This window comes from Achromobacter veterisilvae (assembly GCF_900496975.1).
Lineage (GTDB): Bacteria > Pseudomonadota > Gammaproteobacteria > Burkholderiales > Burkholderiaceae_B > Achromobacter > Achromobacter veterisilvae.
In genome coordinates this window covers 66,182-91,264 of the sequence record NZ_UFQC01000019.1, presented here as the reverse complement: position 1 = coordinate 91,264, position 25,083 = coordinate 66,182, and the positions used below count along the sequence as shown (strand labels likewise).

Here is a 25,083-nt window from a genome sequence, read left to right as displayed (position 1 = left end):
GCGGCCCGGCTCAGTATTTGTCCGACGACCCCGTCAGCGCCACCCCGATCCGCAGCAGTGTGTAGGACACCGCGTCGACCCAGCGGCGCACCCATCCGCGGCGCTGGTATTCCAGCGGCCGGATGAAGCGCCCGCCGTCGCGGATGGCCGCCTCCAGCCGTTCCTGCAAGTCCCAGGAAAACGGCTGGTCGTCCACGACGACGTTGGCCTCGCGCGCCAGCAGCAGGCTGAAGGGATCCAGGTTGGACGAGCCCACGGTCACGACGTTATCGATGACGGCCACCTTCGCGTGCAGGTAGCTGGGCATGTATTCGTAGATCTCGATGCCGTCGCGCAGCAACTGGTCGTACAGCGAGCGCGTGGCGTGGTACTGCATGCGGTATTCCACCTTGCCCTGCAGCAGCAGGCGCACGCGCACCCCGCGCGCGGCGGCCTTCGCCAGCGCCCGGCGGAACTGGCGTCCCGGAAAGAAATACGCGTTGGCGATCAGGATGTCGCGGCGCGCCTGCGAAATGCCGTAGAGATAGGAGCGCTCGAACGTCTGGCGAAACCGCAGGTTGTCGCGCAGCACCAGCGCGGCCCGCAACTGGCCGCAAGGCGCGACGGAGGCATGGCGCGGCTTGAGCAGCCGCATGCGGTTCCAGTCCCGGGGATGGCGCCGCAGCCGCGCCCAGTTCAGCCTCACCCACAGCAGTTCCTGGGCATAGGCGGCCGAGGTAACCAGCGGCCCCCGCACCTGCACGGCGAAATCGTAGCGGGGGCCGGTTATGCCGTCCGCCGGGTCCCGGTCGTCGTAGTCATCGATGATGTTGATGCCGCCGATGAAGGCGATCTGCCCGTCGACGACGGTGACTTTGCGGTGCAGGCGCCGCAGGCGGCTGCGCGACGGGATGTAGCGGGCGAACCAGCGCGGTTCCGGGCGGAAGATCCGGCACTGCGCGCCGGCGTTGGTCAGCCGCGTGCGCAGCGCATCGACGTTCTCGGCGCTGCCGAAGCCGTCCAGCACGACGCGTACCTTGACCCCGCGCCGGGCCGCCGCCTCCAGGCAGTCCAGCACCCGCGAGCCGGTGCGGTCGGGCATGAAGATGTAGGTTTCCAGGTGCACGCTGACCTGGGCCGTGTCGATCGCGGCGCACAGCGCGGGGAAAAAGTCGGAACCGTTCTGCAGCAACCGGATGTCGTTGCCCAGCGTCCAATCCAGCTTGACCTGCTCGGCCCTCACGGCAGTTCCAGTTCAGCCAGCAAAGGAGAGTGGTCGGAAAGCCTTGCCCATTCCCGCCCGCGCAGCACGCGCGCGCTGCGCACCGCGAAGCCGCGCTGATAGATGCGGTCCAGGCGGAACCACGGGAACACGGCGGGAAAGGTGCGCGGCGGCGGCAGCAGCAGGCGCGAACTGCCGTCCATGCCCAACTGGTTGGTGCGCTCCATGACGGAAATGCCGCTGTTGGGCAGTCCGCGCAAGGCGTTGCTCAGGCGCCTGACCGAATCGCGCAGGCGCGGCAGTTCGCCGCCATGGCTGCGCGGGGCATGCGAGAACACTTCGTACAGGCCGAGCTGCTGCACGAACAGGGGCGCAAGACGGTCGCCCCAGTCGTTGAAATCGCCCGCCACCAGGATCGGCTCGCCGTCCGGCACCATGCGCCGGATGCGCTCGGTCAGCGCCAGGATCTGGCGGCCGCGGCTGCCGGCGAACAGGCCCAGGTGGACGACGAAACAATGCACCGCGCGCCCATCGAGTTCGATCCGCGCGTGCAGCAGCCCGCGCTGCTCGAGCCGGTGGTCGGAAATATCCTGGTTTTCGTGGCCGAGAATGGGAAAGCGCGACAACAGCGCATTCCCGTGGTCCGTCTCGCTGCGGATGGCGTTGCGGCCATAGGCCACATCCAGCCGAAGCGCGGCGGCAAGGGATTCGTGCTGGGCGTCGAGCAAGGATTTCTGCTCGTTGCGGCCCTGGACTTCCTGCAGGAAGACCAGGTCGGGACGCAGGCCGTAAAGGCCCAGGCGCAGTTCATTGAGGGAGTCGCGACGGCCTAACGCCGAACGGCCCTTGTGTATGTTGTAGCTGACGACACGAATGAGCGACATAGAGGAAATGGCGCCTCTCTAAGCAGGAAAACCGCCGGCCGCGCTCCAAGAGAGAGCCCCGGCCAGACACCGCCAACCCGGCGGCGTTTGCCAGATTACTCCAATTCAAAGACGCGTTCCCGCATTCGTGCCCGTTGCCCGCAAACCGGCGGACCGCCTCGCCATTCGAGGCCCCCCGCCGCCAGCAAGCAACCCCCCAAGCCGGGCCGCACGGATCCGGCTCCGCCGGTCCGTAGCGGCGCCCCCCTGGGGGGGAAGCGCCTCCGGCGCTTCGGGGGGGGGGAAAATAGCCTACTTCACTTCAACGTTGCGCAACCGGATGTGCAGTTCGCGCAGTTGCTTCTCGTCGACTTCCGACGGCGCCTGCGTCAGCAGGCATTGCGCGCGCTGGGTCTTCGGGAAGGCGATCACGTCGCGGATCGATTCGGCGCCGGTCATCATCGTCACGATGCGGTCCAGGCCGAAGGCGATGCCGCCGTGCGGAGGCGCGCCGTACTGCAGGGCGTCGAGCAGGAAGCCGAACTTCTCGCGGGCTTCCTCGGCGCCGATCTTCAGCGCGCGGAACACCTTGCTCTGCACTTCCTCGCGGTGGATACGGACCGAGCCGCCGCCGATTTCCCAACCGTTGAGCACCATGTCGTAAGCCTTGGCGAAGGCCTTGCTGGGATCGGATTCCAGGAAGTCCTCGTGGCCGTCCTTCGGGCTGGTGAAGGGATGGTGGGCGGCGGTGTAGCGGCCGTCTTCCTCGTCGTACTCGAACATCGGGAAGTCGACCACCCACAGCGGCTTCCAGCCGGCGGCGGACAGGCCGGTCTTCTTGCCGAATTCGCTGTGGCCGATCTTCACGCGCAGCGCGCCGATGGCGTCGTTGACGACCTTCTCGCGGTCGGCGCCGAAGAAGATGATGTCGCCGTCCTGCGCGCCGGTGCGCTTGACCAGTTCGGCCAGGGCGGCGTCATGCAGGTTCTTGACGATGGGCGATTGCAGGCCGTCGCGGCCCTTGGCCACGTCGTTGACCTTGATGTAGGCCAGGCCCTTGGCGCCGTAGATGCCGACGAACTGGGTGTAGCCGTCGATCTCGCTGCGCGACATCTCGGCGCCGCCCGGCACGCGCAGGGCGACCACGCGGCTGCCCGGTGCCGTGGCGGCGGCGGCGAACACCTTGAAGTCCACGTCGCGCATGACGTCGGTCATGTCGGTGAATTCCAGGTTCACGCGCAGGTCCGGCTTGTCGGAACCGTAGCGGCGCATGGCTTCGGTCCAGGGCATGATCGGGAACGGCGTGGGCAGTTCCACGTCCTGCACCACCTTGAACACGTGGCGGATCATGCTTTCGAAGATCTCGCGGATCTCGACTTCGTTCAGGAACGAGGTTTCGCAGTCGATCTGGGTGAATTCGGGCTGGCGGTCGGCGCGCAGGTCCTCGTCGCGGAAGCACTTGGTGATCTGGTAGTAGCGGTCGAAGCCCGACACCATCAGCATCTGCTTGAATAGCTGCGGCGATTGCGGCAGCGCGAAGAAGTGGCCGGCGTTCACGCGCGAGGGCACCAGGTAGTCGCGCGCGCCTTCGGGCGTGCTCTTGGTCAGCATCGGGGTTTCGATGTCGATGAAGCCCAACTGGTCCAGGAACTTGCGCACTTCGATGGACACGCGGTAGCGCAGCATCAGGTTGCGCTGCATCTGCGGACGGCGCAGGTCCAGCACGCGGTGCGTCAGGCGGGTGGTTTCCGACAGGTTGTCGTCGTCCAACTGGAACGGCGGCGTGACGGACGCGTTCAGGATCTCGACTTCCTTGCAGAGCACTTCGATTTCGCCCGAGGCCAGCTCGGCGTTGGCGGTGCCCGCCGGACGCTCGCGCACCAGGCCGGTGACGCGGATGCAGAATTCGTTGCGCAGGCGCTCCGCGGTGGCGAAGGCGGCGTTGTCCGGATCGAACACGATCTGCGCCAGGCCCGCGCGGTCGCGCAAGTCGATGAAGATGACCCCGCCGTGGTCGCGGCGGCGGTTCACCCAGCCGTACAGGGTGACGGTCTGGCCGAGATGGTCACGGCAAACCTGGCCGGTGTAGCAGGTACGCATGCGGGATGACTCCGTTTATGTGCTTGGTTGTAGCGTAAGGGTTACGAATCGGCGCGAGGCGGGTCTTGCACGCCGGGCGCCGGGACGGGCGGAACCGGCCGGCCCGCGGGCGCCGAGGCCTGGGCCGGGGCGACAACGCCCATGGAAACGATGTACTTCAGGGCCGCGTCCACGCTCATCTGCAGGTCGATGGCGTCGGCGCGAGGCATCATCAGGAAAAAACCCGACGTGGGATTCGGCGTCGTCGGCACGTACACGCTGATGTGGTCGCTGGCCAGCAGGTCGGCCACTTCGCCGCTGGGCGTGCCGGTGACGAATGCGATGGTCCAGCTACCGGCGCGCGGATACTGCACCAGCACCGCGCGGCGGAATGCCTGCCCGTTCGGCGCCAGCACGGTATCGCTGACCTGCTTGACCGAGTTGTAGATGGACCGCACCAGGGGAATGCGGCCCAGCAGGCTTTCCCACTGGTCCACCATGGTGCGGCCGATCAGGTTGGCGGCGAATATGCCCGTCAGAAGCACCACCGCCACGACCAGGACGAAGCGGAAACCGGGAATGTCGATGCCGAACAGCGATTCGGACGACAAAAAGCCGGGCACGAACCCTTCCAGGGTGGCGACCAGCAGGCCCAGTACCCACACCGTGATGACCAGGGGAACCCAGATCAGCAGGCCGGTGATGAAGTACTTCTTGATGACGCGCATACGCATCGGGGCGCTCTAGGAGGCGGAGCTGCCCGCGGCGGGTGCCGCGGGGGCTGCCGGCGCCGCGGCCGGCGCCGCCGCGGGCGCGGCGCTCTCGGATGGCGCCGAGGGGCTGGCCGAACCGCCCTGGCCGCCGCCGTTGCCACGGAAGTCCGTGACATACCAGCCGGAGCCCTTGAGCTGGAATCCAGCCGCGGTCACCTGCTTGGAAAACGTGCTCTGGCCGCATTCGGGGCAAACCGAAAGCGGCGCATCGGAAATCTTCTGCAAGACGTCTTTGGCATGGCCGCAGGCGCTGCATTTGTAAGCGTAGATGGGCATCGAGGGCTCCCAGGCGCGGGCCCGGCATATCAAAAGCCGCCTGGCGCCGGACGGAATATCCGGGGGTCGGATCGGGTGGGAACCGGATCCGGGCCGAAGCGGCGGGTGGGCGAGGCCGGAAAAAAATACGGGGAAAGTCTTGAATTTTAGCGGTTTTTCATGAACCCTCGGTGTCCGCCCCCGCCGGGCCTTCCCGGAGGCTCCGGCGGCGGGCCGGGCGGCCTATACGGGAAGCAGGAACATGGCGGCCGCCACCAAGGTCGGCAGCAGGGCCGACAGGAACAGCCGCCCGGAGGAAATGCTGCCGTCCGGGAAGTGGTTCTTCAGGATGGCGAAGCCCGCCGGATTGGGCGCGTTGGCGATGACCGTCAGCCCGCCGCCGGTCACCGCCCCGGCCACCAGCATGTAGCGCCAGGCCTCGCCGGTGCCTTCCACCAGCGAGCCCAGATAGGTCAGCGCCGCGTTGTCGGTGATGGCCGTGAGCGCGGTAGCGCCCCAGAACAGGACGAAGGGCTCGAGGCCGCCCAGCAGGCCCTGCAGCCACCATTTCTGCAGGCCGCCCAGCACCACCAGCCCGGCCAGGAAGAAGCCCACCATCAGGCCTTCCTTGATCATCAGGCGGTTCTGGTGGCGCTTGTAGGCCTCCGAAAAACCGATGAACATCATCAGCAGGCCCAGGAAGATGGCCGGATGGTGCGCGCTGAGCACCACGGCGATCAGGAAGGCCAGGTGCACCAGCATGACCACGACGGGCACCGGAGGACGGGAATCCGCGCCTTCCGGGGCGTCCACGCCGCCGCCCGTGCCCAGCGAGCGCTCCAGCAGCGCCTTGCGGCAGACAAGGGTCAGCAGGCCGGCGTTCAGGCAGACGGCCAACGCGGCGCGCCAGCCGAAGTGCTGCAGCATGAAGGCGGAGTCCCAGCCGAAGGTGGAGGCCACCATCAGCACGGGCGGCGCGGCGTAGGACGTCAGCACGCCGCCGATGGATACGTTGACGAACAGCACCCCCAGCGTCAGGTACTTGAAGCCCGCGCGGCCGCTCGCGCGGAAATAGGCGTCGCGCAGCAGGATGGCGGCCAGCGTCATGGCGGCCGGTTCGGTGATGAACGAGCCGCCCAGCGGCACGAGCGACATCACGACGAAGAAAGTGGCCAGCTCGCGCGGCAGGGGCAGCGCGCGGGCCACCAGCCGCACCAGCAGTCCGACCAGCTCCAGGATGGGCCGGCTGGCCGCCACCACCATGATGACGAAGACAAAGAGCGGCTCGGTGAAGTTGCGCGTGTCCATGTAGTCGATGGCGCGCGACGGCCCCGCCAGCGCCGCCATCGCCACGATCAGCACGAATGCCCATACGCCGAAGACGGCTTCCACCTCGGAGAACAGATGCCAGAAACCCGCGTGCGGCCCGCCGCGATGCGCCAGCCGCGCGAAGACGGGAACCGAGAAGGTATGAAGAACCGCCACGGCGAACAGGAGTGTGGCGATGACTTCAAGGGTCTGGGGCATGTGGAAGACTTCCGGTAGAAAGATTCGAAGCGCACGGACGCCGTCCGCCGGGCCTGCGGACAAGGGTCGCAATATAGCGCAAGCACCCCGCCGTGTAACGCAGGGTCAACACCGATGAAGCCAGGCCCTACGCGATCGGCGCGGGCGATTCCCCGCCCTGCTGGGCCGCCTTCATCTCCATCAGCAGGCTGTGCAGCATTTCGGTCGACAGCCCATGCAGCACCAGGCGGTAGCCGGCGCGCAGGGTCGACATCGGCACCAGGGGATGGTTGTTGTTGACCAGGATCAGGTGCTGCGGCGCCCCCAGCAGCTTGGCCGCATAGATGCCGATGGTCTCGTCGAGCTGCAGCGAATTGGCCGCGCGCCAGAAATCGTTATCGGTCAGCAGCAACTGGTAAAGCGGCGTGAACAGCTCGATGGCGCTTTGCAGGTCGAGGAAGTTCAGCTTGCCCCGGGGCATGTCGTCCAGCGACAGGTCCGGGTCCCGGATCATCGAGAAGTCGACGCGCTCGGGCGCGTGCATCTCCATGCCGGCGTCGCGCAGCGCCTGGTTCAGCCGGATGACGAAGTTGAACAGGTTCAGATCGTGCTTGACGAAAAGATCGTCCTTCAGATCGTCGATGTCGCGCGGCTCCAGCGGCGTGGTCGTGATGGGCACGGGCGAATTGGCCGCGATGAACGACAGGATCTGCGCGCCCAGGTGAAAGTGCCGCAGGATGAGCCAGTTGGCCTGCGGCGAGACGAAGCGCTTGAGTCCCCAGGCCAGGATGCGGTGCAGCAGCCTGGAATGCGACCAGCGCCGCGGCAGGAAGGTCTTGACGATCTGGATCAGGATGATGAACGCGCGCGCCAGCGGCCGCAGGAACGGCAGCAGGTACTGGCGCGAGGCGCAACTGGAATCGGTCAGCCACGCTTTCTTCACCTTGTCCGGCAAGGGCGTGCTGCGGTCCAGGTAAAGCGCCAGCCAGGGACTGGGATCGGCGGGATCGTGCCCCTGGGCTAGGAATTCCGGTTCCTGGTTCATGCCCCCTCGTCCTCCATTACGTGATGAAACTGCATCAGGTACAGCGCGGCCGTGCGGCGCGCGGTATCGACGATGCGCTGCTCCGCCCGGCCGTCCTCGTCGCAGTCCAGCGCCAGCTCCACCGCCGACAGCCAGCGCGCCAGGTGGTGTTCGTCGTTGTGGCCATGGTATTCCAGGAAGCGGAAGGCATCGGGCGGCAATGTCAGGCTGGCCTTGAGCAGCGGCAGCAGCGCCGGCACGATGCGCTGGCCCGTGCCTTCGATGATGTAGATGGCGCCCAACAGCCCGATCGGATCGCGCGTGGCCGCCAGGCCGTGCAGATAGGCGTTGAGCGCCTCGCCGCCCGGATTGCGGCGCAGGGCGTCGATGCTGTCCACCGCGCCGCCCGCGTTGCGGTAGTCCTGGAACAGGATCTGGAAGTCGTTCTGCTCTTCGCCGGCGTGCATGTCGATCAGCGCGGCCAGCGGCGCATATTGCTCCGACAGCGAGGCCGCGCCTTCGCGCATCCATTTGCTGCCTTCGCGCACCTGCGGAATCCAGTTCTCCATCCAGTTCAGGTAGTCGGCCGTCTGGAACTGGCGGTTGCGCAAACGCCGCACCACCGGCGTGCGCCAGACGCGCGAACGGTAGTCGTGCCAGATCGCGGCCAGTTCGGTCAGCAGTTGGCCCAGCCCCTGCGGCGCCATGTCCGGATCGTGCGGCGGCGCGATCGCCTCGGCATCGCCGCTGTTCGCAGCGTCGCGCGGTGTCGCCGCGGCAGGCGCGCCGGCGGCGACTGGGCTGGCATGGACCGCTTCGGCCTCCAGCAGCATGTAGGCCGCCATGAAGCGTCCCGATTCGGGGATGTAGCAGAAAATCTGCTCGCCCGGCTTCACCTCGCGCGTTTCCAGGAACTCCGCCAGCATGATCAGGATGGAGGCGGCCCCCGTGTTGCCGCGCCAGGCCAGGTTGCTGAACCAGCGACTGCGGGGGATCACCAGGCCCGCCTTCTCCATCAGGTCCTCGACCACGGGGATGAATTTCTCGGACGAGTAATGGCACAGGAAATGGTCCACCTGGTCCGGATCCAGCCAGCCGTCGCGCACCAGCTTGGCGTATTCGTGGATGCCGATATCGAACAGGTGCGGCAGCAGCCGGATGTCCTGGCGCAGGGACAGCGCGCCGTCGGCCTCGGCTTCGTGCCACGACGGATAGTCCAGGTGCCCATTCTTGCGGTCGGCAGAGAGCCCCAGTTGCATGCACACGGGATAGTCGCCCGAGAACGAGCGCTGGTGCACCCACTTCAGGCGCAGGCGCACGCCTTGCGATGCGCCGGGCAGCGGCCGTCCGGTATTGCCGAGCAGCACCGCTCCCGCGCCGTCCGACAGCATCCAGCGCAGGAAGTGCGCATCGAAATCCGCGTCGTAGCCCCGAGCGGCGAAGCGCGAGCGCTTGAACAGCCGCGACGGCAGTTCGCTGGCCACCGCCAGCGCGCTGGCGTGCCCGCCCATCTCGACCCCCTGCGCCGCCACCTGGATGGCCGAGACGCCCGCCGCGCAGATGCCGTGCACCGACAGCGTCTCCATGGGCGGCGCGGCCAGCTCGCCCTGGATCATGTTCGAGAATCCCGGCATCAGCGCGTCGCCGCCGGACGAGCCGCTGGCCAGCAGCGACACCGCCGACAGATCGCTGTCGCCGCGCCGCAGGCAATCGCGGATGGCGTTGGCCGCCAACTGCGCATTGGTGAATACCGTGGCGCCCTCGGGATCGATTGCGTAGTGGCGTTGCCTGATGCCGTTCTCGGCCAGGATGCGGCTCTTGATCCGGCCGGACATGCGGTTCAGCGGCGCGATGTAGCTGTCCATGGCCTCGTTGGACACGGGCTCTCCCGGCATGAAATAGCCGGCGCTCTCCAGGTAGACACGATGAAACGCAATGGGCATGGCGGGTCTCTAGTGAAAGAATGGGGTGGCGGCGCTAGCGGACGTGCTCGGGCGCCATGCGCGAATGGCTGCGGAAACGCGGCACGAACGTGCCCAGCACGAAGACGCGGAACATATAGGGCGTCAGTCCGCGCTCGTTCAAGGCCGGATGCACGCGGCCGCGGTAGCGCTCGCGATGCAGGCGGGTCAGCTCGGACCAGTGCGCCCGCGAATGCTCGTGATGCGCGGTATGCAGGCCGATGTTGAACAACAACGGATTGACCAGCCCTTCGAAATTGCGCGCGTAGTCCAGGCCGGCGACGGACCGGGGGCCGCCGTCGGCGTGCGCATGCTGCAGGTAGTTCGTGGCCAGCAGCCAATGCAGGCCGTGCAACTGCGGAACGATGACGAACACCAGCGCCTTGGCGGGGTTCACCGCCAGCAGGCCGCCCCACAGGCCGAGCCACGCGCCGTACTGCGCCATGCAGTAGCGCCATGCGCCCGGCCAATGGCGGCGCAGGCGGCCCAGCCAGGCGAAGAACAGCGGATACAGCACCCACACCGCCTGCAGCGGGTGGATCAGATAGCCCCAGAGATGATTCGTGTCGCCGCCGAAGCGGTAGGTGCGCGCCGCGTCGCCCGCGCCGTGCCGGTAGCGGTGGTGGTTCGCCACGTGGGCCGGATAGAAGACGAACGTCGGATGCCCCTGCAGCAGGGTGATCCAGAAGTCGGTGATGCGATTGGCCCGGCGGCCGCGCCACATCCGCAGATGCGTGTGGTTATGGTGGATGACGCCGATGCCCAAAGTCAGGAACAGCATCAGCCCATACAGGGGCCACCAGAACCCGTGCACCCATTGCCAGGCCGCCAGCGCCGGCAGGGCGGCCAGGTAGGCAAGGCTTTGCCAGTCGCGCCGGTTGCGCAGCGCTGGCCGCCGGCGCGGCGCCTCAGGCCCGCCCGCCAAGCGACTCTCGCTGCCGGAAGGCATCCAGTTGGGGCGCCGCCGCCTCGGCCTTGAGCCGGGTGCGGAACAGGCGGTCCATGAAGGTGAACTGGAAGCCGTAATTGCCGTTGTAGCAGGCATGGTGCAGATGATGCCGGCGGCTGGCGGCGAACCAGTGCGCATAGGACACGCGGGGGAAAAAGTCGTAGTTGGCGTGCCCGATGCAGTTGAAGAACAGGCTGAACAGCGGCACCGAGACCAGCGACCAGAAACTGAAATCGTGCAGCACCATGGGCAGCAGGATGACGTTGCCCAGCATCAGGGCTTCGATGGGATGGAAGCTGTAGGTGGAGAACGGCGTGGTCACGACCGAACGGTGATGCGGCAGGTGGAACCGGCGCAGCGGCCTGGTGTGCAGCAGGCGGTGATTGATCCAGAAGTGCACGTCGTTCCAGGCCACCAGCACCAGGATCTCGGCCAGGATCTGCCGCCAGCCGGCATCCGGGTCCAGGCGCGCCCATCCCAGTTGCAGCAGGCCCCACGGGAAAATCATGCCGGTGCCGAACAGCAGGATGGACAGGCCGGATTGGGCGAACTCGCGCCGCAATTGGCCGGGCGCGAGCGGGCGCGGATCCAGCGCGCGCCCGATGCCGAGTGCGGGCAGGAGGTAGTGCGTCAACAGCCAGGTGGCCGCGCCGAAGACCAGATAGATGCCGCCGAAAAACAGCAAGCCCGCCAGCATGACCTGCCAGGCGGACAAGGCTTCAAAAGCTTGGGCCATGAACGTTTTTTTTTACCCGGAGAATGGCCGCATCATAAGCAATCCGTCAGCTTCCAGGCGGGTCATTTATTACCAAATGAATCTGAACGCCACAAAGCTGGCGGATTGTTCCCGCGTGGCAGGGACTATTGGCCGGGATACAGGCGGTTCAAGCCGGTTACCGCCGCATCCAGGCGAGCGGCCAGGACTTCGCTGGCGCGCGGCATGGGCTGCCGCAGTTCCGCGCTCAGCAGGCCCTGGCGGCCCAGTTGCGCCTTCACGGGGCCGGGGTTGGGCTCGGCGAACGTCAGTTGGATCACCGGGACCAGCGCATGGAACAGCTTCCTGGCCTGGTCCAGTTGCTGCGCGCGCACGGCGCGGTGCATGGCCACGAACAGCTCCGGACGGATGTGCGCCGCCGCCGCGATCATGCCGGCGCCGCCCAGGCAAAGCACGGTCAGGGACTGCAGGTCTTCGCCCGCCAGCACGTTCATGTTGCCGTCGGCGATCAGCGCGATCGTCTTGTCCAGCGCCCCTCCGCAATCCTTGATCGCGGCGATGTTCGGATGCGCCGCCAGCGCGAGCAGGGTCGAGGTGTCCAGCGTCGCGCCTGTCCGGTAGGGAATGTCGTAGAGCACCAGGGGAAAGCGCGAAGCATCGGCCAGGCAGCGGAAATAGGCGGCGGCGCCTTCCTGCCCGGGGCGCACGTAGTACGGCGCGGGCGCCAGGATGCCCGCCAGCGGGCGCGTGCCGAACGCGGCCAGGCGCTGCAGCACGTGTCCCTGGTGGTTGCCCGCCAGGCCCATGATGACGGGCAGCGCGCCCGCTTCCGTCAGCACGGCGTCCAGCACGGCCAGTTGTTCGGCATCGTCCAGGGCCGCGGCTTCGCCGGTGCTGCCGCACACGACCAGCCCGTCCACGCCGGCCGCGGCGTAGTGGCGCACCAGGCGGCGCAAGGCTCCGCCATCCACGGCGCCGCCGGAAAACGGCGTGACGAGAGGCACCCAGACGCCCTGGATCGGAGATTGGTGAGATTGCATGTGAACACTCCTTCGGTGTAAGCGGACCGTGGTTGGACCGTACAGAAGTGCTCGGGATATCAGGGGGACGCGCGGACGGCGCCAAGCGCCGCCAGGAGGCCGCTGTTCCGTCGCCCATCTGACGGAACAGCATGCTCCGGTCAGACGAGCGGCTGTTTTTTGGATTTCAGGCCAGCGCAAGCCAGCGCCGCGCCCAGGGCGCGGAACGGGAAAGCGGATTGGCTGGCCTGACGGATCATGGAATTGGGAACTGCGGGTGGCGCAAGAAACGGAAATCTACCGGGAGCGCAGGGCGGTGTCAACGGCGGCTGGCAAACATAGTGTCAGACACCCGGGAAGCGCTGGTGCAGGATGCGGTGCGTCTCGTACGGGTGTCAGACACGTGCCATCTTGAGGATGGTGTCAGACATTAGGCCGGTGTCAGACACCCATACGAGATGGCCGCCCATGCCGAAGCCTATCTCCCCGGGTGTCTGACACCACCCGCCCAGCAGCCACTCACCCCAAGCTGGCCAGAAACACCGCGCACAGCGCTTCCATCCCCTTGCGGTCGTCTTCGTCGAAGCGGTCCGGCACCGGGCTGTCCACATCCCACACGCCGATCAGCCTGCCGTCCAGCACCAGCGGCACGACGATCTCGGAACGCGAAGCGGCGTCGCAGGCGATGTGGCCCGGAAAGGCGTGCACGTCGGGCACCAGTTGCGTCTGGCGCTGGCTGGCGGCGGCGCCGCACACCCCGCGGTTCAGCGGGATGCGCACGCAGGCCGGCTTGCCCTGGAACGGGCCCAGCACCAGTTCGGCGCCGTCGTAGAAATAGAAACCCGCCCAGTTCAACTGAGGCAGGGCCTGGTAGGCCAGCGCGCTCAGGTTGGCGGCATTGGCGATGCGGTCGCGCTCGCCTTCCAGCAGGGCGCGGGCCTGGACGGCCAGTTCGGCATACAGGGCGGCCTTGGAATCGGCGGTGATGGGGGCGGCTTCGAACATGGAAATGTAACTGTACAGGCGATTATCGGTGCAGGTGATTTTAGGGGTTTCGCCCATTATGGGGGCCGGGCCGCCTCCATATGGGACAATACTTTTCGCCGATTTTTTCAACCGGGCCTCCCGAAGGGAAAAAAAAGCCCGTCTCTTCCTACCCCTTCTTGATCAAGAAGCACTCCATGGACAAGCCTCTCGAACCTGCGTTTTCCTTCTCGGAACGCGCCCAGCAACTCACCAGCTCCGCCATCCGCGAGATCCTCAAGGTAACCGAGCGTCCCGAAGTCATTTCGTTCGCCGGCGGCCTGCCGGCGCCCGGTGGCTTCCCGGTAGAAGTGGTGCGAGAGGCATTCGACAAGGTATTGGCCACCAACGGCCGCGCCGCCCTGCAGTACGGCCCGACCGAAGGCTACGCCCCGCTGCGCCAATGGGTCGCCGACGACCTGAACAGCGCCGGCGCGAACGTCGCCGCCGACCAGATCCTGATCGTGTCGGGCTCGCAGCAGGCGCTCGACCTGCTGGGCAAGGTGCTGATCGACAAGGACAGCAAGGTGCTCGTCGAAGACCCCAGCTACCTGGGCGCCCTGCAATCGTTCAGCCTGTACCAGCCGAAGTTCACGCCAGTGCCCACCGATGAAGGCGGCCTGATCCCGGAAGCCATCACCCCCGAACTGGCCGATGGCGCCCGCTTCCTGTATGCGCTGCCCAACTTCCAGAACCCCACCGGCCGCACGCTCAACCTGGAACGCCGCATCGCGCTGGTCAAGCGCGCCGCGGAACTGAACCTGACGATCGTCGAAGACGACCCCTACGGCGAACTGCGCTACGCGGGCGAGCCGCAGCCGGGCCTGATCGCGCTGGCCGCCGAATACGGCGCCAACGTCGTCCGCCTGGGCACGTTCTCGAAGGTGCTGGCCCCCGGCCTGCGCCTGGGCTACATCGCCGCCGCGCGCCCGCTCATCAACAAGCTGGTGCAGGCCAAGCAGGCCACCGACCTGCACACGCCGACGCTGACCCAGATGGCCGTGTACGAAATCGTCAAGGACGGCTTCCTGAACGAACACCTGCCCAACGTGCGCGAAATCTACCGCGCCCAGGGTAGCTGCATGCTGGACGCCATCACGCGCGAATTCCCGTCCACCGTCACGTGGACCAAGCCGGAAGGCGGCATGTTCATCTGGCTGACGCTGCCCGAGCACATCGACAGCACCAAGCTGCTGGAAAAGGCCATCGCGCAGAATGTGGCGTTCGTGCCCGGCGCGCCGTTCTACTGCGGCGCCGGCAAGTCCAACACGCTGCGCCTGAGCTTCGCCACCGTGCCGGAAGACAAGATCCGCACCGGCATCGCCATCCTGGGCAAGCTGCTTCGAGAAGAGTAGGCCCCCCCCGAAGCGCCTGCGGCGCTTCCCCCCCAGGGGGGCGCCGCTACGGACCGGCGGAGCCGGATCCGTGCGGCCCCGCTTGGGGGCGCAACGGCGGCATGTGGAGGAGATGCAACAAGTGTCTGACACCCGTATGGGTGATGCCACGGCTTGCGTCAGTGCTCCTCGGGTGTCAGACACAGGCGAAGCACGGGCACCGCGGCATACGGAGCGGCTCGGCGCAATGCCCGGGCCGCCATTGTTTTATGCTGTCGGTTTTCCCCACTCCGTTTCGCCGTGACAGTGAGCGCTCCCCAACAATCTCCCGTCGACCTCAGCGACATCGTCTTCACCGACTGGGTCGAACGCTGGCTGCCGAAATCGTGGCGGCCCTATGCCCGCCTTTGCCGCCTGGACCGCCCGATCGGCACCTGGCTGACGCTGCTGCCCGCCATCGCCGCGCTGGTCCAGGCCGCGGGCGGCCTGCCGGACCTGCAACGGCTGATCGTGTTTTCGCTGGGCGCGTTGCTCATGCGCGGCATCGGCTGCACCGTCAACGACATGTGCGACCGCGACTTCGACAAGCACGTCGAACGCACGCGCTTCCGCCCGTTGACCAGCGGCCAGCTCACCATGAAGCACGCCGTCTGGTTCCTGCTCGGGCAATTGCTGGTCTGCGGGTCGCTGCTGTTCTTCCTGAACGGTATGAGCCGCTGGCTGGCGGTTGCGGTACTGCCGTTCGTCTTCATCTATCCCCTGTGCAAGCGCGTCACGTACTGGCCGCAGGTCGTGCTGGGCATCTGCTTCAACTGGGGCATGCTGATGGCCTGGTCGGATACCCAGAACCACGTGCCGCTCGCCGCCGTCGCGATGTGGGCGGGGGCCGTGCTGTGGCAAGTGGGCTACGACAGCATCTATGCCTATGTGGACGTGCGGGACGACCGCAGCCTGGGCCTGCATTCCACCGCCATGCGCTTCGGCGACCGGGGCAAGCTCTGGATCGGCGGCTTCTATCTGGCGACCGTCGTGCTGTGGTCGTGGGGCGGCTACGCCATCGGCCTGTCGTGGGCCTACCAGGCCGGCATCGCCGCGGTGGCGGCGCATCTGGCATGGCAGTTGAAGGTGTTCGACATCCAGCGCCCCGACCGCAACTTCATGCTGTTCCGCGCCAACCTCTGGCTGGGCGCGCTGCTGGTGGCCGCGGCGCTGGCCGGCACGCTGATCCGCTGAAGCGCATTGCCTGGCGCGCCGGCCCGGGCGATGATAGCCCTTCCTCAACGCCTTACGGAGGCCCGCATGCCCGCTTTGCTCAAACCCCTGGCCCTGGCGGCCGCGGCCGCCGCCGCCATCGCGGCCGTCCCGGCGCAAGCCGCCGGCGACTGCTCGGCCCAGCGCGGCTGCGCCGCCAAGTTCTGCCACATCGAAAACGACATCGCCGCCGCGCAGGCGCAGAACAATACCCGCCGTGAAGCCGGCTTGCGCAAGGCCTTGGCGGAAGCGAAGGCAAACTGCACCGACAGCCGCCTGCAATCCCAGCGTGAGGCAGACGTGCGGGAAAAACAGAGCAAGGTCTCCGAGCGCGAAAGCGAACTCAAGAAAGCCCGCGACAAGGGCAAGCAGGACAAGATCGACAAGGCCCAGCGCAAGCTGGATGAGGCCAAGGCGGAATACGACGCCGCGCTGGCCGAACTGAACCGCTGACCTTCCCCTTTGCCGGCCCCGGGCCTCGTCCCGGGCCGCGCGCCGCTTTCCCCCCTCTTCCCCCTCCTCCTCCGCCTCGCGCCCGCCTTCAGGCGCGGGCCGCGGCCATTGCGTCATCAAATGGAAATATCACCATACATGGTGTCAATCGGTAAGATAAAAACCGATTAGCCTATATTTTGGAAAGATGTTTTCAGGTAATAAGGGTTTATCCCAGGACTATTTGGGCACAGAATGCATCTCATCGGGACACAGCAAGCGAACCCCCGGCAATCACGTCAGCGGTTCGGCTCCCAAGCTCAAGACATCGGAGGTCTGCCATGAAAACCCTTGCTACCGCTTTGATGCTGTCCATGTCCGTTCTGGCCGCCGGCGCCCAAGCCGCCGAAGCCGACCAGGGCCCCACGCGCGCTCAGGTCCAGGCCGAACTGCAACAAGCCAAGGTGTCGGGCCAGTACACGTTCGGCGAAGAAGGCTATCCCGCCCCCATCGCCCAGACGTCGGGCCTGACTTCGCAACAGGTCCAAGCCGAACTGGCCCAGGCCAGGAATGCCGGCGAAGTGACTTTCGGCAACCTGGACTACCCGCCCGTCGCCGCTGCCGAACACGCCACCTCGCTGACCCGCTCCCAGGTCCAGACCCAGTTGGCGCAAGCCAAGTCGGAAGGCCTGGTCACCTTCGGCAACCTGGACTACCCGCCCCTGGGCAGCTAATTCCCCGTGGCCGCCACGGCCACGCAAGCGCCCCCCAGAGCCCCTCGGCATATGCCGGGGGGTTTTGTTTTTGACGATTCGACATCCAATTAAGTCGAATCAACGTTACCTATGGCCGATACGACTATTTGATATCTACACATCGACAGTGCGCGGGCATAGGATGAGGCCACTCCCTCCCTCTTACCCGCAGGAGCCCGCACCATGTCCACCGCCTCCCCCCGTCCTGTCCTCCTCCTGGGCGCCGGAAAAATCGGTTTCGCCATCGCGCTGATGCTGGAACGCAGCGGCGACTACTCGGTGCTGGTCGCCGACCAGGATCCGGCCCGGCTGCGCGCCGTGGCCGAGCTGGGCTGCGAAACCCGGCAGATTTCGGACGACGATTCGCTGGCGCGCTGCATCGAGGGCCGCTACGCCGTCGTCAACGCACTGCCCTTCCACCGCGCCATCGCGGTTGCCGGCCTGTGCGCAAAGGCCGGCGTGCACTATTTCGACCTGACCGAGGACGTGGCCAGCACGCATGCCATCCAGGCGCTGGCCGAGGATGCCCGCAGCGTCCTGATGCCGCAATGCGGCCTGGCGCCCGGCTTCATCGGCATCGTCGGCAATGCGCTGGCGCGCCGCTTCGATACGCTGCTGGACCTGCGCATGCGCGTCGGGGCCCTGCCGCGCTATCCCTCCAACAGCCTGCGCTACAACCTGACCTGGAGCACGGAAGGGCTCATCAACGAATATTGCAACCCGTGCGAGGCCATCGTCGACGGGCAGCTCACGAGCGTGCCGGCCCTGGAAGGCTACGAGACCTTCGCGCTGGACGGCGTGGAATACGAGGCCTTCAACACCTCGGGCGGGCTGGGCACCCTGCCCGCCACCCTGCTCGGCCGCGCGCGCAACGTGGACTACAAGTCCGTGCGCTACCCCGGCCACTGCGGCATCATGAAACTGCTGCTCAACGATCTGCGCCTGCGCGACCGCCGCGATCTGCTCAAGGAAATCTTCGAGGCGGCCATCCCCACCACCGAACAGGACGTGATCGTGATCCAGGCCTCGGCGTCGGGCCGCCGCAACGGCCGGCTGGAGGAAGAGTCCTACCCGGTCCGCATCTTCGGCGCGGACGTCGACGGCCATCGCCTCAGCGCGATCCAGCTATCCACCGCCGCGGGCATCTGCGCCGCGCTCGACCTGGTGGCGCAGGGCGTCCTGCCGCAACGCGGGTTCGTGGGCCAGGAAGCCATCGACCTGGAGACCTTCGCGCACAACCGCTACGGCCGGGTCTACGCGGGCAAGCCGCTGGCCCTGGCGGGCAGGGCCACGGCCGACCGCTGAGTCGGCCGATCCGGCGCGCGCTGCGCCTAGGTCCAGCCTTCCAGGCGCAGCGTGGCGCGCACCAGGCGCTGCTCTTCCTGCTCGATGTCCGACAGGCTCTGGCGCACGCTGTCCACGTGATCCGCCGCCGCCTTGCGCGCCTGTTCGGGCTGGCGCCCCGTCACCGCGTTGAACAGCCGCGTGTGCTGCCGGTCGATCTGCCGCTTTTCGGGTTGGCGGTGGTACAGGTTGTTCACGCAGGCGAACACGGACCCCAGCAGCAGGTCCGTCAGCGATTGCAGGGTATGGACCAGCACCGGATTGTGCGAAGCCTCGCAAATCGCCAGGTGGAAGGCGTGGTCCAGGTGGGCGTGCGTCGTCGTGTCGGTGTCCGCGCCCTGCGCCGCCACCATTTCGTCATAGCGCCGGCGGATCATGATGAAATCCGCCTCGGTGCCGCGGATGGCGGCCAGCCGCGCCGATTCGGCCTCCAGCAGGGAACGCACTTCCAGCAGGTCGTACAGGGTGCGCGGCTGCGAATTGAACAGATGCATCAACGGCCCGGCGTCCACCTTCGAGATCTGCGCCACGAACGACCCCTTGCCCTGCGAGGTATGGATGATCTCGCGCGCGCGCAGGAGCTTCAGGCCTTCGCGCAACGCCGTGCGCGACACGCCCAGTTTTTCGGTCAGCCGCCGTTCGGACGGCAGCGCCTGGCCTGCCTTGAGCACGCCGTCCAGGATCAGGCGTTCGATGCGCTCGGCGACCTCGTCCGCCACCTGGCGGGGTTTTTCTTCTGTTTCCGCGTACATTCGCTCTCCGGACCAGTGGTATGACCAAGCTCGGTCCCAGCAGGAGCCAGCAAATCAAGCCTCGGTAAGTAGCTGATATAAAAACATAAAAATCGACGCTTTGCCTGAGGCGGCAAAAATAAACTGGTATGACCAGCGGGTTTTGATATGGACATTGCGGCAGGCGCGAACGATGATGTCACGACAGATCCGCCCGGCGCGCGGCGCCGGCCAGCTTCACTTACCGCTAGAGAACCGCATGACTCAACGCATCCAGCACCACGGCCTGCAAGTGGCGGCCGATCTCAACCAATTCATCGAACAGGAAGCGCTGCCCGGCACCGGCCTGGATGCCGACGGTTTCTGGCAAGGATTCGCGGCCCTGGTGCAAGACCTGGCCCCCAAGAACCGGACGCTGCTGGCCGAGCGCGACCGCCTGCAAGCCGAACTCGACGCCTGGCACCGCGCCAATCCCGGCCCCATCGCGGATCCCGCCGCCTACCGCAAGTTCCTCGAAGGCATCGGCTACCTGCTGCCGCAGCCCGCCACGGTGCGCGCCACCACCGACAACGTCGACACCGAGATCTCGCAGCAGGCCGGCCCGCAACTGGTCGTGCCCATGTCCAATCCGCGCTACGCCCTGAACGCCGCCAACGCGCGCTGGGGCAGCCTGTACGACGCCCTCTACGGCACCGACGCCATCCCCGCCACGCCCGGCGACACGGGCGGCGGCTACAACCCGCAACGAGGCGCCGCCGTCATCGCCCGCGCCCGCGCCTTCCTGGATTCCGCCGCCCCGCTGGCCCAGGGCTCGCACGCCGACGCGCGCGGCTACACCGTCGAAAACGGCCAGTTGCGCGTCGCGCTGGCCGACGGCGCAACCGGCCTGAAGTCCGGCTCGCAGTTCGTCGGCTACCAGGGCTCCGCCTCCGCGCCCTCGGCCATCCTGCTCAAGAACAACGGCCTGCATTTCGAGATCCAGGTCGACCGCGCCCACGCCATCGGCGGCACCGACGCCGCGGGCGTCAAGGACGTGCTGGTGGAAGCCGCGCTGACCACCATCATGGATTGCGAAGACTCCGTCGCCACCGTGGACGCCGCCGACAAGGTCCAGATCTACCGCAACTGGCTGGGCCTGATGAAGGGCGACCTGACCGAACAAGTCACCAAGGGCGGCAAGACCTTCACCCGCAAGCTGAACGCCGACCGCCAGTACACGCGCCCCGACGGCTCCGCGCTGGCCCTGCACGGCCGTTCGCTCATGTTCGTGCGCAACGTGGGCCACCTGATGACCAACCCGGCCATCCTGGACCGCGACGGCCGCGAGATTCCCGAAGGCATCCTGGACGCGGTGGTCACCAGCCTGGCCGCGCTGCAGGACCGCGAGCGCAAGCTGAACTCGCGCACCGGTTCCGTCTACATCGTGAAGCCCAAGATGCACGGCCCGGCCGAGGCCGCCTTCGCGAGCGAACTCTTCGACCGCGTCGAAGACCTGCTGAAGCTGCCGCGCAACACCCTGAAAATGGGCATCATGGACGAAGAGCGCCGCACCAGCATCAACCTCAAGGCCTGCATCGAGGCCGCCGCCGCCCGCGTGGCCTTCATCAACACGGGCTTCCTGGACCGCACCGGCGACGAAATGCACTCCAGCATGGAAGCCGGCCCCATGCTGCGCAAGGGCGACATGAAGTCCACCGCCTGGATCACGGCCTACGAACGCAACAACGTGCTGGTCGGACTGGACGCCGGCCTGCGCGGCCGCGCCCAGATCGGCAAGGGCATGTGGGCCATGCCGGACCTGATGGCCGCCATGCTGGAACAGAAGATCGCGCATCCCAGGGCCGGCGCCAACACGGCCTGGGTGCCGTCGCCCACGGCAGCCACGCTGCACGCGCTGCACTACCACCAGGTCGACGTGCAGGCCGTCCAGCAGGAACTGGAAGGCATCAAGCTGGACAGCGTGCGCGACGATCTGCTGAGCGGCCTGCTCACCGTCCCCGTCGGCGACCGGTCCAAATGGTCCGCCGAGGACATCCAGCAGGAACTGGACAACAACGTCCAGGGCATCCTGGGCTACGTGGTCCGCTGGATCGACCAGGGCGTGGGCTGCTCGAAGGTGCCCGACATCCACAACGTCGGCCTGATGGAAGACCGCGCCACGCTGCGGATCTCCAGCCAGCACATCGCGAACTGGCTGCGCCACGGCGTGACCAACCGCGAACAGGTCCTGGAAACGTTCAAGCGCATGGCCAAGGTGGTCGACGGCCAGAACGCCGGCGACGCGCTCTACCGTCCGATGGCCGGCCACTTCGACACCTCGCTCGCGTTCAAGGCCGCGTGCGCGCTGGTGTTCGAAGGGCTGACGCAGCCCAACGGCTACACCGAACCGCTGCTGCACAAGTACCGCCTGGAATTCAAGGCCGCCCAGGCCTGACCTCCCGGCCCCCGAGGCAAGACGACCGGACAGCGGCGCTGTCCGGTTTTTTTTGCGCGCGGATTCCAAGAAAACGATGTCAATTTCGCACGGTCGTGCTAAATTTCGCCAATGACTGCCAAGACTGAAAAAAGCGAGCTGACCTTCGCGGCCATCGTGGATGCCGCGCTGGACATGGCCGCCGCGCAGGGAATGGAAAGCCTGTCGCTCGGCCAGGTCGCCAAGCGCCTGGGCATCAGCAAGAGCGGCGTGTTCTCGCGGGTGGGCTCGCTGGAGGCCTTGCAGCAGGCGGTGCTGGACGAATACGACCGCCGCTTCGTGGCCGCCGTCTTCACGCCGGCCCTGGCCTTTCCCCGCGGCCTGCCGCGCCTGAATGCCCTGGTCTCGCTGTGGATAGAGCGCGCCAGCAACGTCGAAATGCTGACGGGCTGCATCTACGTGGCGGGCGCGTTCGAATACGACGACGTGGATTCGCCGCTGCGTTCGGTGCTGGAAAGCAACCTCAAGCGGTGGCGCGCGGCCATGGTGCGTACCGTGAACCAGGCGCTGGAAGCCGGCCATTTGCGGCCGGACACGGATCCCGAACAGCTCGTGTTCGAGGTCTACAGCCTGATGATCGGCCTGATGCACGACGCCCGCTTCCTGCGGGATCCGAAGGCCCACGAGCGTGTGCGGGCCGCCTATGAACGCCTGATTTCCACCTACCGCAGTTTCAAGTACATCGAGTAGCGCCCGCCGGCCCGCACAGCGGTTGCCGCAGGGCGCATTGCTTTCCCTTGATTTCGCACACTCGTGCGAAATTTTATGGAGTCTCTGACCATGTGGATCGTCATCGCAATCATCGCCGTCTCGGCCGGGGCAAGAATCTGGCTGCAATGGCGCGCCCTCCTGCGCCAACTGCCGGACCGCGCCGAGCATCTGGTACTTTTCTAGATCGCCATGGCCGTCCCGTTCTATATTTCCAGTTCGCCTTCGCCGAACGCCGTCATGCCGCGCTCCAATCATCTATTGATCATCGACCCGCAGAACGACTTCTGCGATCTGCCGCCGGCCTATCTGCCGGCGGACCCGCTCACGGGCATCCCCTGCGCGCCCGCCTTGCCGGTCGCGGGCGCGCACGCCGACATGCTGCGGCTGGCGCGCTTCATCGACGCCACCGCGTCCGTGCTGACGTCGATCACGGTCACGCTCGATTCGCACCATCGGCTGGATATCGCGCACCCGACGTTCTGGAGCACCGGAGACGGCCAGTCCGTCGCGCCGTTCACGCCCATCACCGCGGCGCAGGTGCGCGCGGGCGCGTTCCGGCCCCGTCATGTCGACGACCTGCCGCGCACTTTGTCCTACCTCGATGAACTGGAAGCGCGCGGCCGCTATACGCTGATGGTCTGGCCCGTGCATTGCGAGATCGGCACCTGGGGCCACAACGTGCACGCGGACGTGCGGGCCGCCTACAGCCGCTGGGAGGACGAGCGCCAGTTCATCGTGCGCAAGGTGCCCAAGGGCACGAATCCCTGGACCGAGCACTACAGCGCGCTGATGGCCGAAGTGCCCGATGCCGACGATCCCCGCAGCCAGCTCAACCGCGGGCTGCTGGATTCGCTGGACCGCGCCGAGCTCATCCTCATCGCGGGCGAAGCCGGCAGCCATTGCGTCAAGGCCACCGTCGAACACCTGGCCGAGCATCTGCCCGGCCGCGACCTGTCCCGCCTGGTGCTGTTGACGGACTGCATGAGCCCCGTCGCCGGCTTCGCCGACGCACAGGCGGCATTCCAGCAGCGCGTGCGGGATCTGGGCGTGCAGCAGCGGACCAGCGTTGACATGGCGCGCGCCCTGCTGGCGGCCTGATCGCGGAAGCGCAAACGCAAACGCAACGGCCGCCTGCAGTGCGCATGGCGGCCGTCGGCAACAGGCGGGACCGGGCGCGTCAGCCGGCCTTGTCCGCCTTTCCTTCGCATTGCACGTACAGGGCGCCGATGGCCTCGCACAATGCCGCCGGCTGCTGGAACAGGCGCGACACCAGGATGCAGCCCTGCACCGTGGCGAACACCGCGCGGCCGGCCGCCTCGGGCGTGCCGGAGAATTTCATCGTGCCCTGCGCCGCGCCTTCGGCCAGCACACGGGCCAGCCAGGCTTCATGCGCCCGGAAAAATCCCTGCAGGGCGCCGCGCACGCGTTCGGGCAGCGAATTGACCTCGGCGGCCAGCATGCCGCCCAGACAGAGTTCGCCCGATCCACAGGCGCGCGATTCCATCAGCGACAGGTATTCGTCGAGCTGCGCCTGCGCGGACTGCGTCGTATCGATGCCGCGCACTCCGGCCAGGGCGCGCGCGCTATAGGCTTCGACGGCCTCGTAGAGCAGGTCGTCCTTGCCCGGAAAGTAATAGTGGATGCTGGACGTCTTTACGCCCACGTGCTCAGCCAGGTCGCGGTAGCTGAAGCCGTTGCATCCGCGCGTGCGAATCAGCTTCTCGGCGTGGGCCAGAAGCAGTTCGCGGGTGGTGGTGGGGGTAGGAGTGTCCATGGCTGAATATTACCTACTAATAGGTCGGTTCGTCACCGGTTCCGGCGGTTCTCGTCGCCGCCATAACGCCCGCGCGGACCCCGGCCGGGAATCGTCCCGCCCCCCGGGGCCCGCATGCGTCGGCATCCTGATCAGCCTTGCACGGGCGGATAGTCCAGTTCGCCGCTGTCGGTCAAACCGTGGGCCTGGGCGGCCGCCAGTTCTTGCTGCACCTGGCCGCGGGTCTTGTCGCCGGCATGGGCGAACGCGGTCGCGGCATAGCCTTCTTCGCCGGATACCAGTTCACCGTTGGCGCGGGCGGCGGCCAGCTCCTGCTGCACCTGGGCGCGGGTGACCGTGCTTTGCGTGTTCAGGGGAGGCGGATAGTCCAGTTCGCCGGCCTGGGCGGCGCCGATGAACGAAGCGGACAGGATCAGGGCGGATACGAGGGTCTTCATGGTCAATCTCCAAAAGGGTCGGTATGGGATTTGTGGTGCTATCTATGTGTAGATAGATATCCAGGGAAAAAATCAGCCTTGCACGGGCGGGTAGGCGAGTTCGGCGCTTTCGGTCAGGCCTTGGCCGCGGGCGGCCGCCAGTTCCTGTTGTACTTGGGCGCGGGTCTTGTCGGCAGCGGCGGCAAAGGTCGTCGCGGCGTAGCCTTCTTCGCCGGATACCAGTTCACCGTTGGCGCGGGCGGCGGCCAGTTCCTGCTGTACCTGGGCGCGGGTGACCGTGCTTTGCGTATTCAGGGCAGGCGGATAGTCCAGTTCGCCTGCTTGGGCGGCGCCGATGAACGAGGCGGACAGGATCAGGGCGGATACGAGGGTCTTCATGGTCAATCTCCGGATAAGGATTCGTGTTGGGTTTCAGATAAACTATCTACTTGTAGGTAGATGAACGGGGAAATAAAAAAGCGGACTACTGTATT

General features: G+C 66.7%; 24 protein-coding genes. 8 read left to right on the top strand and 16 right to left on the bottom strand.

The genetic code is table 11. From position 1 onward, the window contains the following. Nucleotides 1-10: 10 nt before the first annotated feature. The 12 genes from clsB to AVE30378_RS18445 all read right to left on the bottom strand — a co-directional run bounded on the left by clsB (nt 11) and on the right by AVE30378_RS18445 (nt 13,350). Entirely contained in the window at nt 11-1,222 is a 1,212-nt protein-coding gene (gene clsB / locus AVE30378_RS18500; RefSeq protein WP_129242310.1) for a cardiolipin synthase ClsB, read from the bottom strand. Continuing rightward, a complete protein-coding gene (locus AVE30378_RS18495) occupies nt 1,219-2,085 on the bottom strand; it encodes an endonuclease/exonuclease/phosphatase family protein (RefSeq protein ID WP_129242309.1) in 867 nt (288 codons plus the stop codon). The genes clsB and AVE30378_RS18495 overlap by 4 nt, the downstream gene beginning before the upstream one ends. A gap of 291 nt (nt 2,086-2,376) precedes the next feature. Further along, a complete protein-coding gene (gene aspS / locus AVE30378_RS18490; protein ID WP_129242308.1) occupies nt 2,377-4,164 on the bottom strand; it encodes an aspartate--tRNA ligase in 1,788 nt (595 codons plus the stop codon). A 41-nt stretch (nt 4,165-4,205) separates the two neighbouring features. Further along, nucleotides 4,206-4,871, bottom strand: coding sequence for a DUF502 domain-containing protein (locus AVE30378_RS18485; protein ID WP_165360234.1), 666 nt, complete (start codon nt 4,869-4,871; stop codon nt 4,206-4,208). Nucleotides 4,872-4,886: 15 nt separating this feature from the next. Then, the gene (locus AVE30378_RS18480) at nt 4,887-5,192 is read right to left on the bottom strand and encodes an FmdB family zinc ribbon protein (RefSeq protein WP_129242306.1); all 306 of its coding nucleotides are present in this window, start codon (nt 5,190-5,192) and stop codon (nt 4,887-4,889) included. Between the two features lie 222 nt (nt 5,193-5,414). Further along, a complete protein-coding gene (locus tag AVE30378_RS18475) occupies nt 5,415-6,698 on the bottom strand; it encodes a putative Na+/H+ antiporter (RefSeq protein ID WP_129242305.1) in 1,284 nt (427 codons plus the stop codon). A 127-nt stretch (nt 6,699-6,825) separates the two neighbouring features. Next, nucleotides 6,826-7,722, bottom strand: a complete 897-nt coding sequence (locus AVE30378_RS18470) for a DUF6999 family protein (RefSeq protein ID WP_129242304.1) — start codon at nt 7,720-7,722, stop codon at nt 6,826-6,828. Beyond that, nucleotides 7,719-9,644: an iron-containing redox enzyme family protein gene (locus AVE30378_RS18465; protein WP_129242303.1), complete on the bottom strand. Its 1,926-nt coding sequence runs from the start codon at nt 9,642-9,644 to the stop codon at nt 7,719-7,721. Before AVE30378_RS18465 ends, AVE30378_RS18470 begins: the two co-directional genes overlap by 4 nt. Nucleotides 9,645-9,678: 34 nt before the next feature. Continuing rightward, complete coding sequence (locus tag AVE30378_RS18460; protein WP_129242302.1) at nt 9,679-10,611, bottom strand: fatty acid desaturase; 933 nt, start codon at nt 10,609-10,611, stop codon at nt 9,679-9,681. Continuing rightward, a complete protein-coding gene (locus tag AVE30378_RS18455; protein WP_129242301.1) occupies nt 10,571-11,347 on the bottom strand; it encodes a sterol desaturase family protein in 777 nt (258 codons plus the stop codon). Before AVE30378_RS18455 ends, AVE30378_RS18460 begins: the two co-directional genes overlap by 41 nt. Nucleotides 11,348-11,472: 125 nt before the next feature. After that, nucleotides 11,473-12,366, bottom strand: coding sequence for a 4-hydroxy-tetrahydrodipicolinate synthase (dapA, locus tag AVE30378_RS18450; protein ID WP_129242300.1), 894 nt, complete (start codon nt 12,364-12,366; stop codon nt 11,473-11,475). Between the two features lie 498 nt (nt 12,367-12,864). Beyond that, entirely contained in the window at nt 12,865-13,350 is a 486-nt protein-coding gene (locus AVE30378_RS18445) for a GAF domain-containing protein (protein WP_129242299.1), read from the bottom strand. A gap of 176 nt (nt 13,351-13,526) precedes the next feature. On the opposite strand from AVE30378_RS18445, the gene AVE30378_RS18440 reads away from it, so the two are divergent. The 5 genes from AVE30378_RS18440 (at nt 13,527) to AVE30378_RS18420 (ending at nt 18,445) form a co-directional block, all read left to right on the top strand. Beyond that, nucleotides 13,527-14,723 (top strand): aminotransferase-like domain-containing protein, encoded by a 1,197-nt coding sequence (locus AVE30378_RS18440; RefSeq protein ID WP_129242298.1) that lies wholly within the window; start codon nt 13,527-13,529, stop codon nt 14,721-14,723. Nucleotides 14,724-15,008: 285 nt separating this feature from the next. Further along, on the top strand, nt 15,009-15,935 hold the full coding sequence (ubiA, locus tag AVE30378_RS18435; RefSeq protein ID WP_129242297.1) for a 4-hydroxybenzoate octaprenyltransferase: 927 nt from the start codon (nt 15,009-15,011) through the stop codon (nt 15,933-15,935). A gap of 66 nt (nt 15,936-16,001) precedes the next feature. Then, a complete protein-coding gene (locus tag AVE30378_RS18430) occupies nt 16,002-16,406 on the top strand; it encodes a DUF1090 domain-containing protein (protein WP_129242296.1) in 405 nt (134 codons plus the stop codon). Between the two features lie 320 nt (nt 16,407-16,726). Beyond that, the gene (locus AVE30378_RS18425; protein WP_129242295.1) at nt 16,727-17,119 is read left to right on the top strand and encodes a DUF4148 domain-containing protein; all 393 of its coding nucleotides are present in this window, start codon (nt 16,727-16,729) and stop codon (nt 17,117-17,119) included. 204 nt (nt 17,120-17,323) lie between these two features. Then, nucleotides 17,324-18,445: a saccharopine dehydrogenase family protein gene (locus tag AVE30378_RS18420; protein WP_129242294.1), complete on the top strand. Its 1,122-nt coding sequence runs from the start codon at nt 17,324-17,326 to the stop codon at nt 18,443-18,445. Between the two features lie 26 nt (nt 18,446-18,471). On the opposite strand, the gene glcC is transcribed toward AVE30378_RS18420, so the two are convergent. Then, nucleotides 18,472-19,236 (bottom strand): transcriptional regulator GlcC, encoded by a 765-nt coding sequence (gene glcC, locus AVE30378_RS18415; protein ID WP_129242293.1) that lies wholly within the window; start codon nt 19,234-19,236, stop codon nt 18,472-18,474. Between the two features lie 238 nt (nt 19,237-19,474). On the opposite strand from glcC, the gene AVE30378_RS18410 reads away from it, so the two are divergent. The 3 genes from AVE30378_RS18410 to AVE30378_RS18400 all read left to right on the top strand — a co-directional run bounded on the left by AVE30378_RS18410 (nt 19,475) and on the right by AVE30378_RS18400 (nt 23,497). Next, nucleotides 19,475-21,649: a malate synthase G gene (locus AVE30378_RS18410; RefSeq protein WP_129242292.1), complete on the top strand. Its 2,175-nt coding sequence runs from the start codon at nt 19,475-19,477 to the stop codon at nt 21,647-21,649. 111 nt (nt 21,650-21,760) lie between these two features. Further along, nucleotides 21,761-22,378: a TetR/AcrR family transcriptional regulator gene (locus AVE30378_RS18405; protein ID WP_129242291.1), complete on the top strand. Its 618-nt coding sequence runs from the start codon at nt 21,761-21,763 to the stop codon at nt 22,376-22,378. Between the two features lie 258 nt (nt 22,379-22,636). After that, nucleotides 22,637-23,497 (top strand): cysteine hydrolase family protein, encoded by an 861-nt coding sequence (locus AVE30378_RS18400; protein WP_129242343.1) that lies wholly within the window; start codon nt 22,637-22,639, stop codon nt 23,495-23,497. A gap of 79 nt (nt 23,498-23,576) precedes the next feature. Here the strand turns inward: AVE30378_RS18400 and AVE30378_RS18395 are convergent, their stop codons facing one another. From AVE30378_RS18395 to AVE30378_RS18385, 3 genes are all read right to left on the bottom strand, one after another. Continuing rightward, nucleotides 23,577-24,173 carry a TetR/AcrR family transcriptional regulator gene (locus AVE30378_RS18395; RefSeq protein ID WP_129242290.1) on the bottom strand — a complete coding sequence of 199 codons (597 nt, stop codon included), beginning with the start codon at nt 24,171-24,173 and terminating at the stop codon, nt 23,577-23,579. Between the two features lie 131 nt (nt 24,174-24,304). Continuing rightward, a complete protein-coding gene (locus tag AVE30378_RS18390) occupies nt 24,305-24,610 on the bottom strand; it encodes a DUF4148 domain-containing protein (RefSeq protein WP_129242289.1) in 306 nt (101 codons plus the stop codon). Between the two features lie 72 nt (nt 24,611-24,682). Continuing rightward, complete coding sequence (locus AVE30378_RS18385) at nt 24,683-24,988, bottom strand: DUF4148 domain-containing protein (protein ID WP_129242288.1); 306 nt, start codon at nt 24,986-24,988, stop codon at nt 24,683-24,685. Between the last annotated feature and the right edge of the window lie 95 nt (nt 24,989-25,083).

Coding starts and splice junctions, on each gene's coding strand:
- AVE30378_RS18495 (WP_129242309.1), bottom strand. CDS start 2,085: ATGTCGCTCATTCGTGTCGTCAGCTACAACATACACAAGGGCCGTTCG.
- aspS (WP_129242308.1), bottom strand. CDS start 4,164: ATGCGTACCTGCTACACCGGCCAGGTTTGCCGTGACCATCTCGGCCAG.
- AVE30378_RS18485 (WP_165360234.1), bottom strand. CDS start 4,871: ATGCGCGTCATCAAGAAGTACTTCATCACCGGCCTGCTGATCTGGGTT.
- AVE30378_RS18480 (WP_129242306.1), bottom strand. CDS start 5,192: ATGCCCATCTACGCTTACAAATGCAGCGCCTGCGGCCATGCCAAAGAC.
- AVE30378_RS18475 (WP_129242305.1), bottom strand. CDS start 6,698: ATGCCCCAGACCCTTGAAGTCATCGCCACACTCCTGTTCGCCGTGGCG.
- AVE30378_RS18470 (WP_129242304.1), bottom strand. CDS start 7,722: ATGAACCAGGAACCGGAATTCCTAGCCCAGGGGCACGATCCCGCCGAT.
- AVE30378_RS18465 (WP_129242303.1), bottom strand. CDS start 9,644: ATGCCCATTGCGTTTCATCGTGTCTACCTGGAGAGCGCCGGCTATTTC.
- AVE30378_RS18460 (WP_129242302.1), bottom strand. CDS start 10,611: ATGCCTTCCGGCAGCGAGAGTCGCTTGGCGGGCGGGCCTGAGGCGCCG.
- AVE30378_RS18455 (WP_129242301.1), bottom strand. CDS start 11,347: ATGGCCCAAGCTTTTGAAGCCTTGTCCGCCTGGCAGGTCATGCTGGCG.
- dapA (WP_129242300.1), bottom strand. CDS start 12,366: ATGCAATCTCACCAATCTCCGATCCAGGGCGTCTGGGTGCCTCTCGTC.
- AVE30378_RS18445 (WP_129242299.1), bottom strand. CDS start 13,350: ATGTTCGAAGCCGCCCCCATCACCGCCGATTCCAAGGCCGCCCTGTAT.
- AVE30378_RS18440 (WP_129242298.1), top strand. CDS start 13,527: ATGGACAAGCCTCTCGAACCTGCGTTTTCCTTCTCGGAACGCGCCCAG.
- AVE30378_RS18430 (WP_129242296.1), top strand. CDS start 16,002: ATGCCCGCTTTGCTCAAACCCCTGGCCCTGGCGGCCGCGGCCGCCGCC.
- AVE30378_RS18425 (WP_129242295.1), top strand. CDS start 16,727: ATGAAAACCCTTGCTACCGCTTTGATGCTGTCCATGTCCGTTCTGGCC.
- AVE30378_RS18420 (WP_129242294.1), top strand. CDS start 17,324: ATGTCCACCGCCTCCCCCCGTCCTGTCCTCCTCCTGGGCGCCGGAAAA.
- glcC (WP_129242293.1), bottom strand. CDS start 19,236: ATGTACGCGGAAACAGAAGAAAAACCCCGCCAGGTGGCGGACGAGGTC.
- AVE30378_RS18410 (WP_129242292.1), top strand. CDS start 19,475: ATGACTCAACGCATCCAGCACCACGGCCTGCAAGTGGCGGCCGATCTC.
- AVE30378_RS18405 (WP_129242291.1), top strand. CDS start 21,761: ATGACTGCCAAGACTGAAAAAAGCGAGCTGACCTTCGCGGCCATCGTG.
- AVE30378_RS18400 (WP_129242343.1), top strand. CDS start 22,637: ATGCCGCGCTCCAATCATCTATTGATCATCGACCCGCAGAACGACTTC.
- AVE30378_RS18395 (WP_129242290.1), bottom strand. CDS start 24,173: ATGGACACTCCTACCCCCACCACCACCCGCGAACTGCTTCTGGCCCAC.
- AVE30378_RS18390 (WP_129242289.1), bottom strand. CDS start 24,610: ATGAAGACCCTCGTATCCGCCCTGATCCTGTCCGCTTCGTTCATCGGC.
- AVE30378_RS18385 (WP_129242288.1), bottom strand. CDS start 24,988: ATGAAGACCCTCGTATCCGCCCTGATCCTGTCCGCCTCGTTCATCGGC.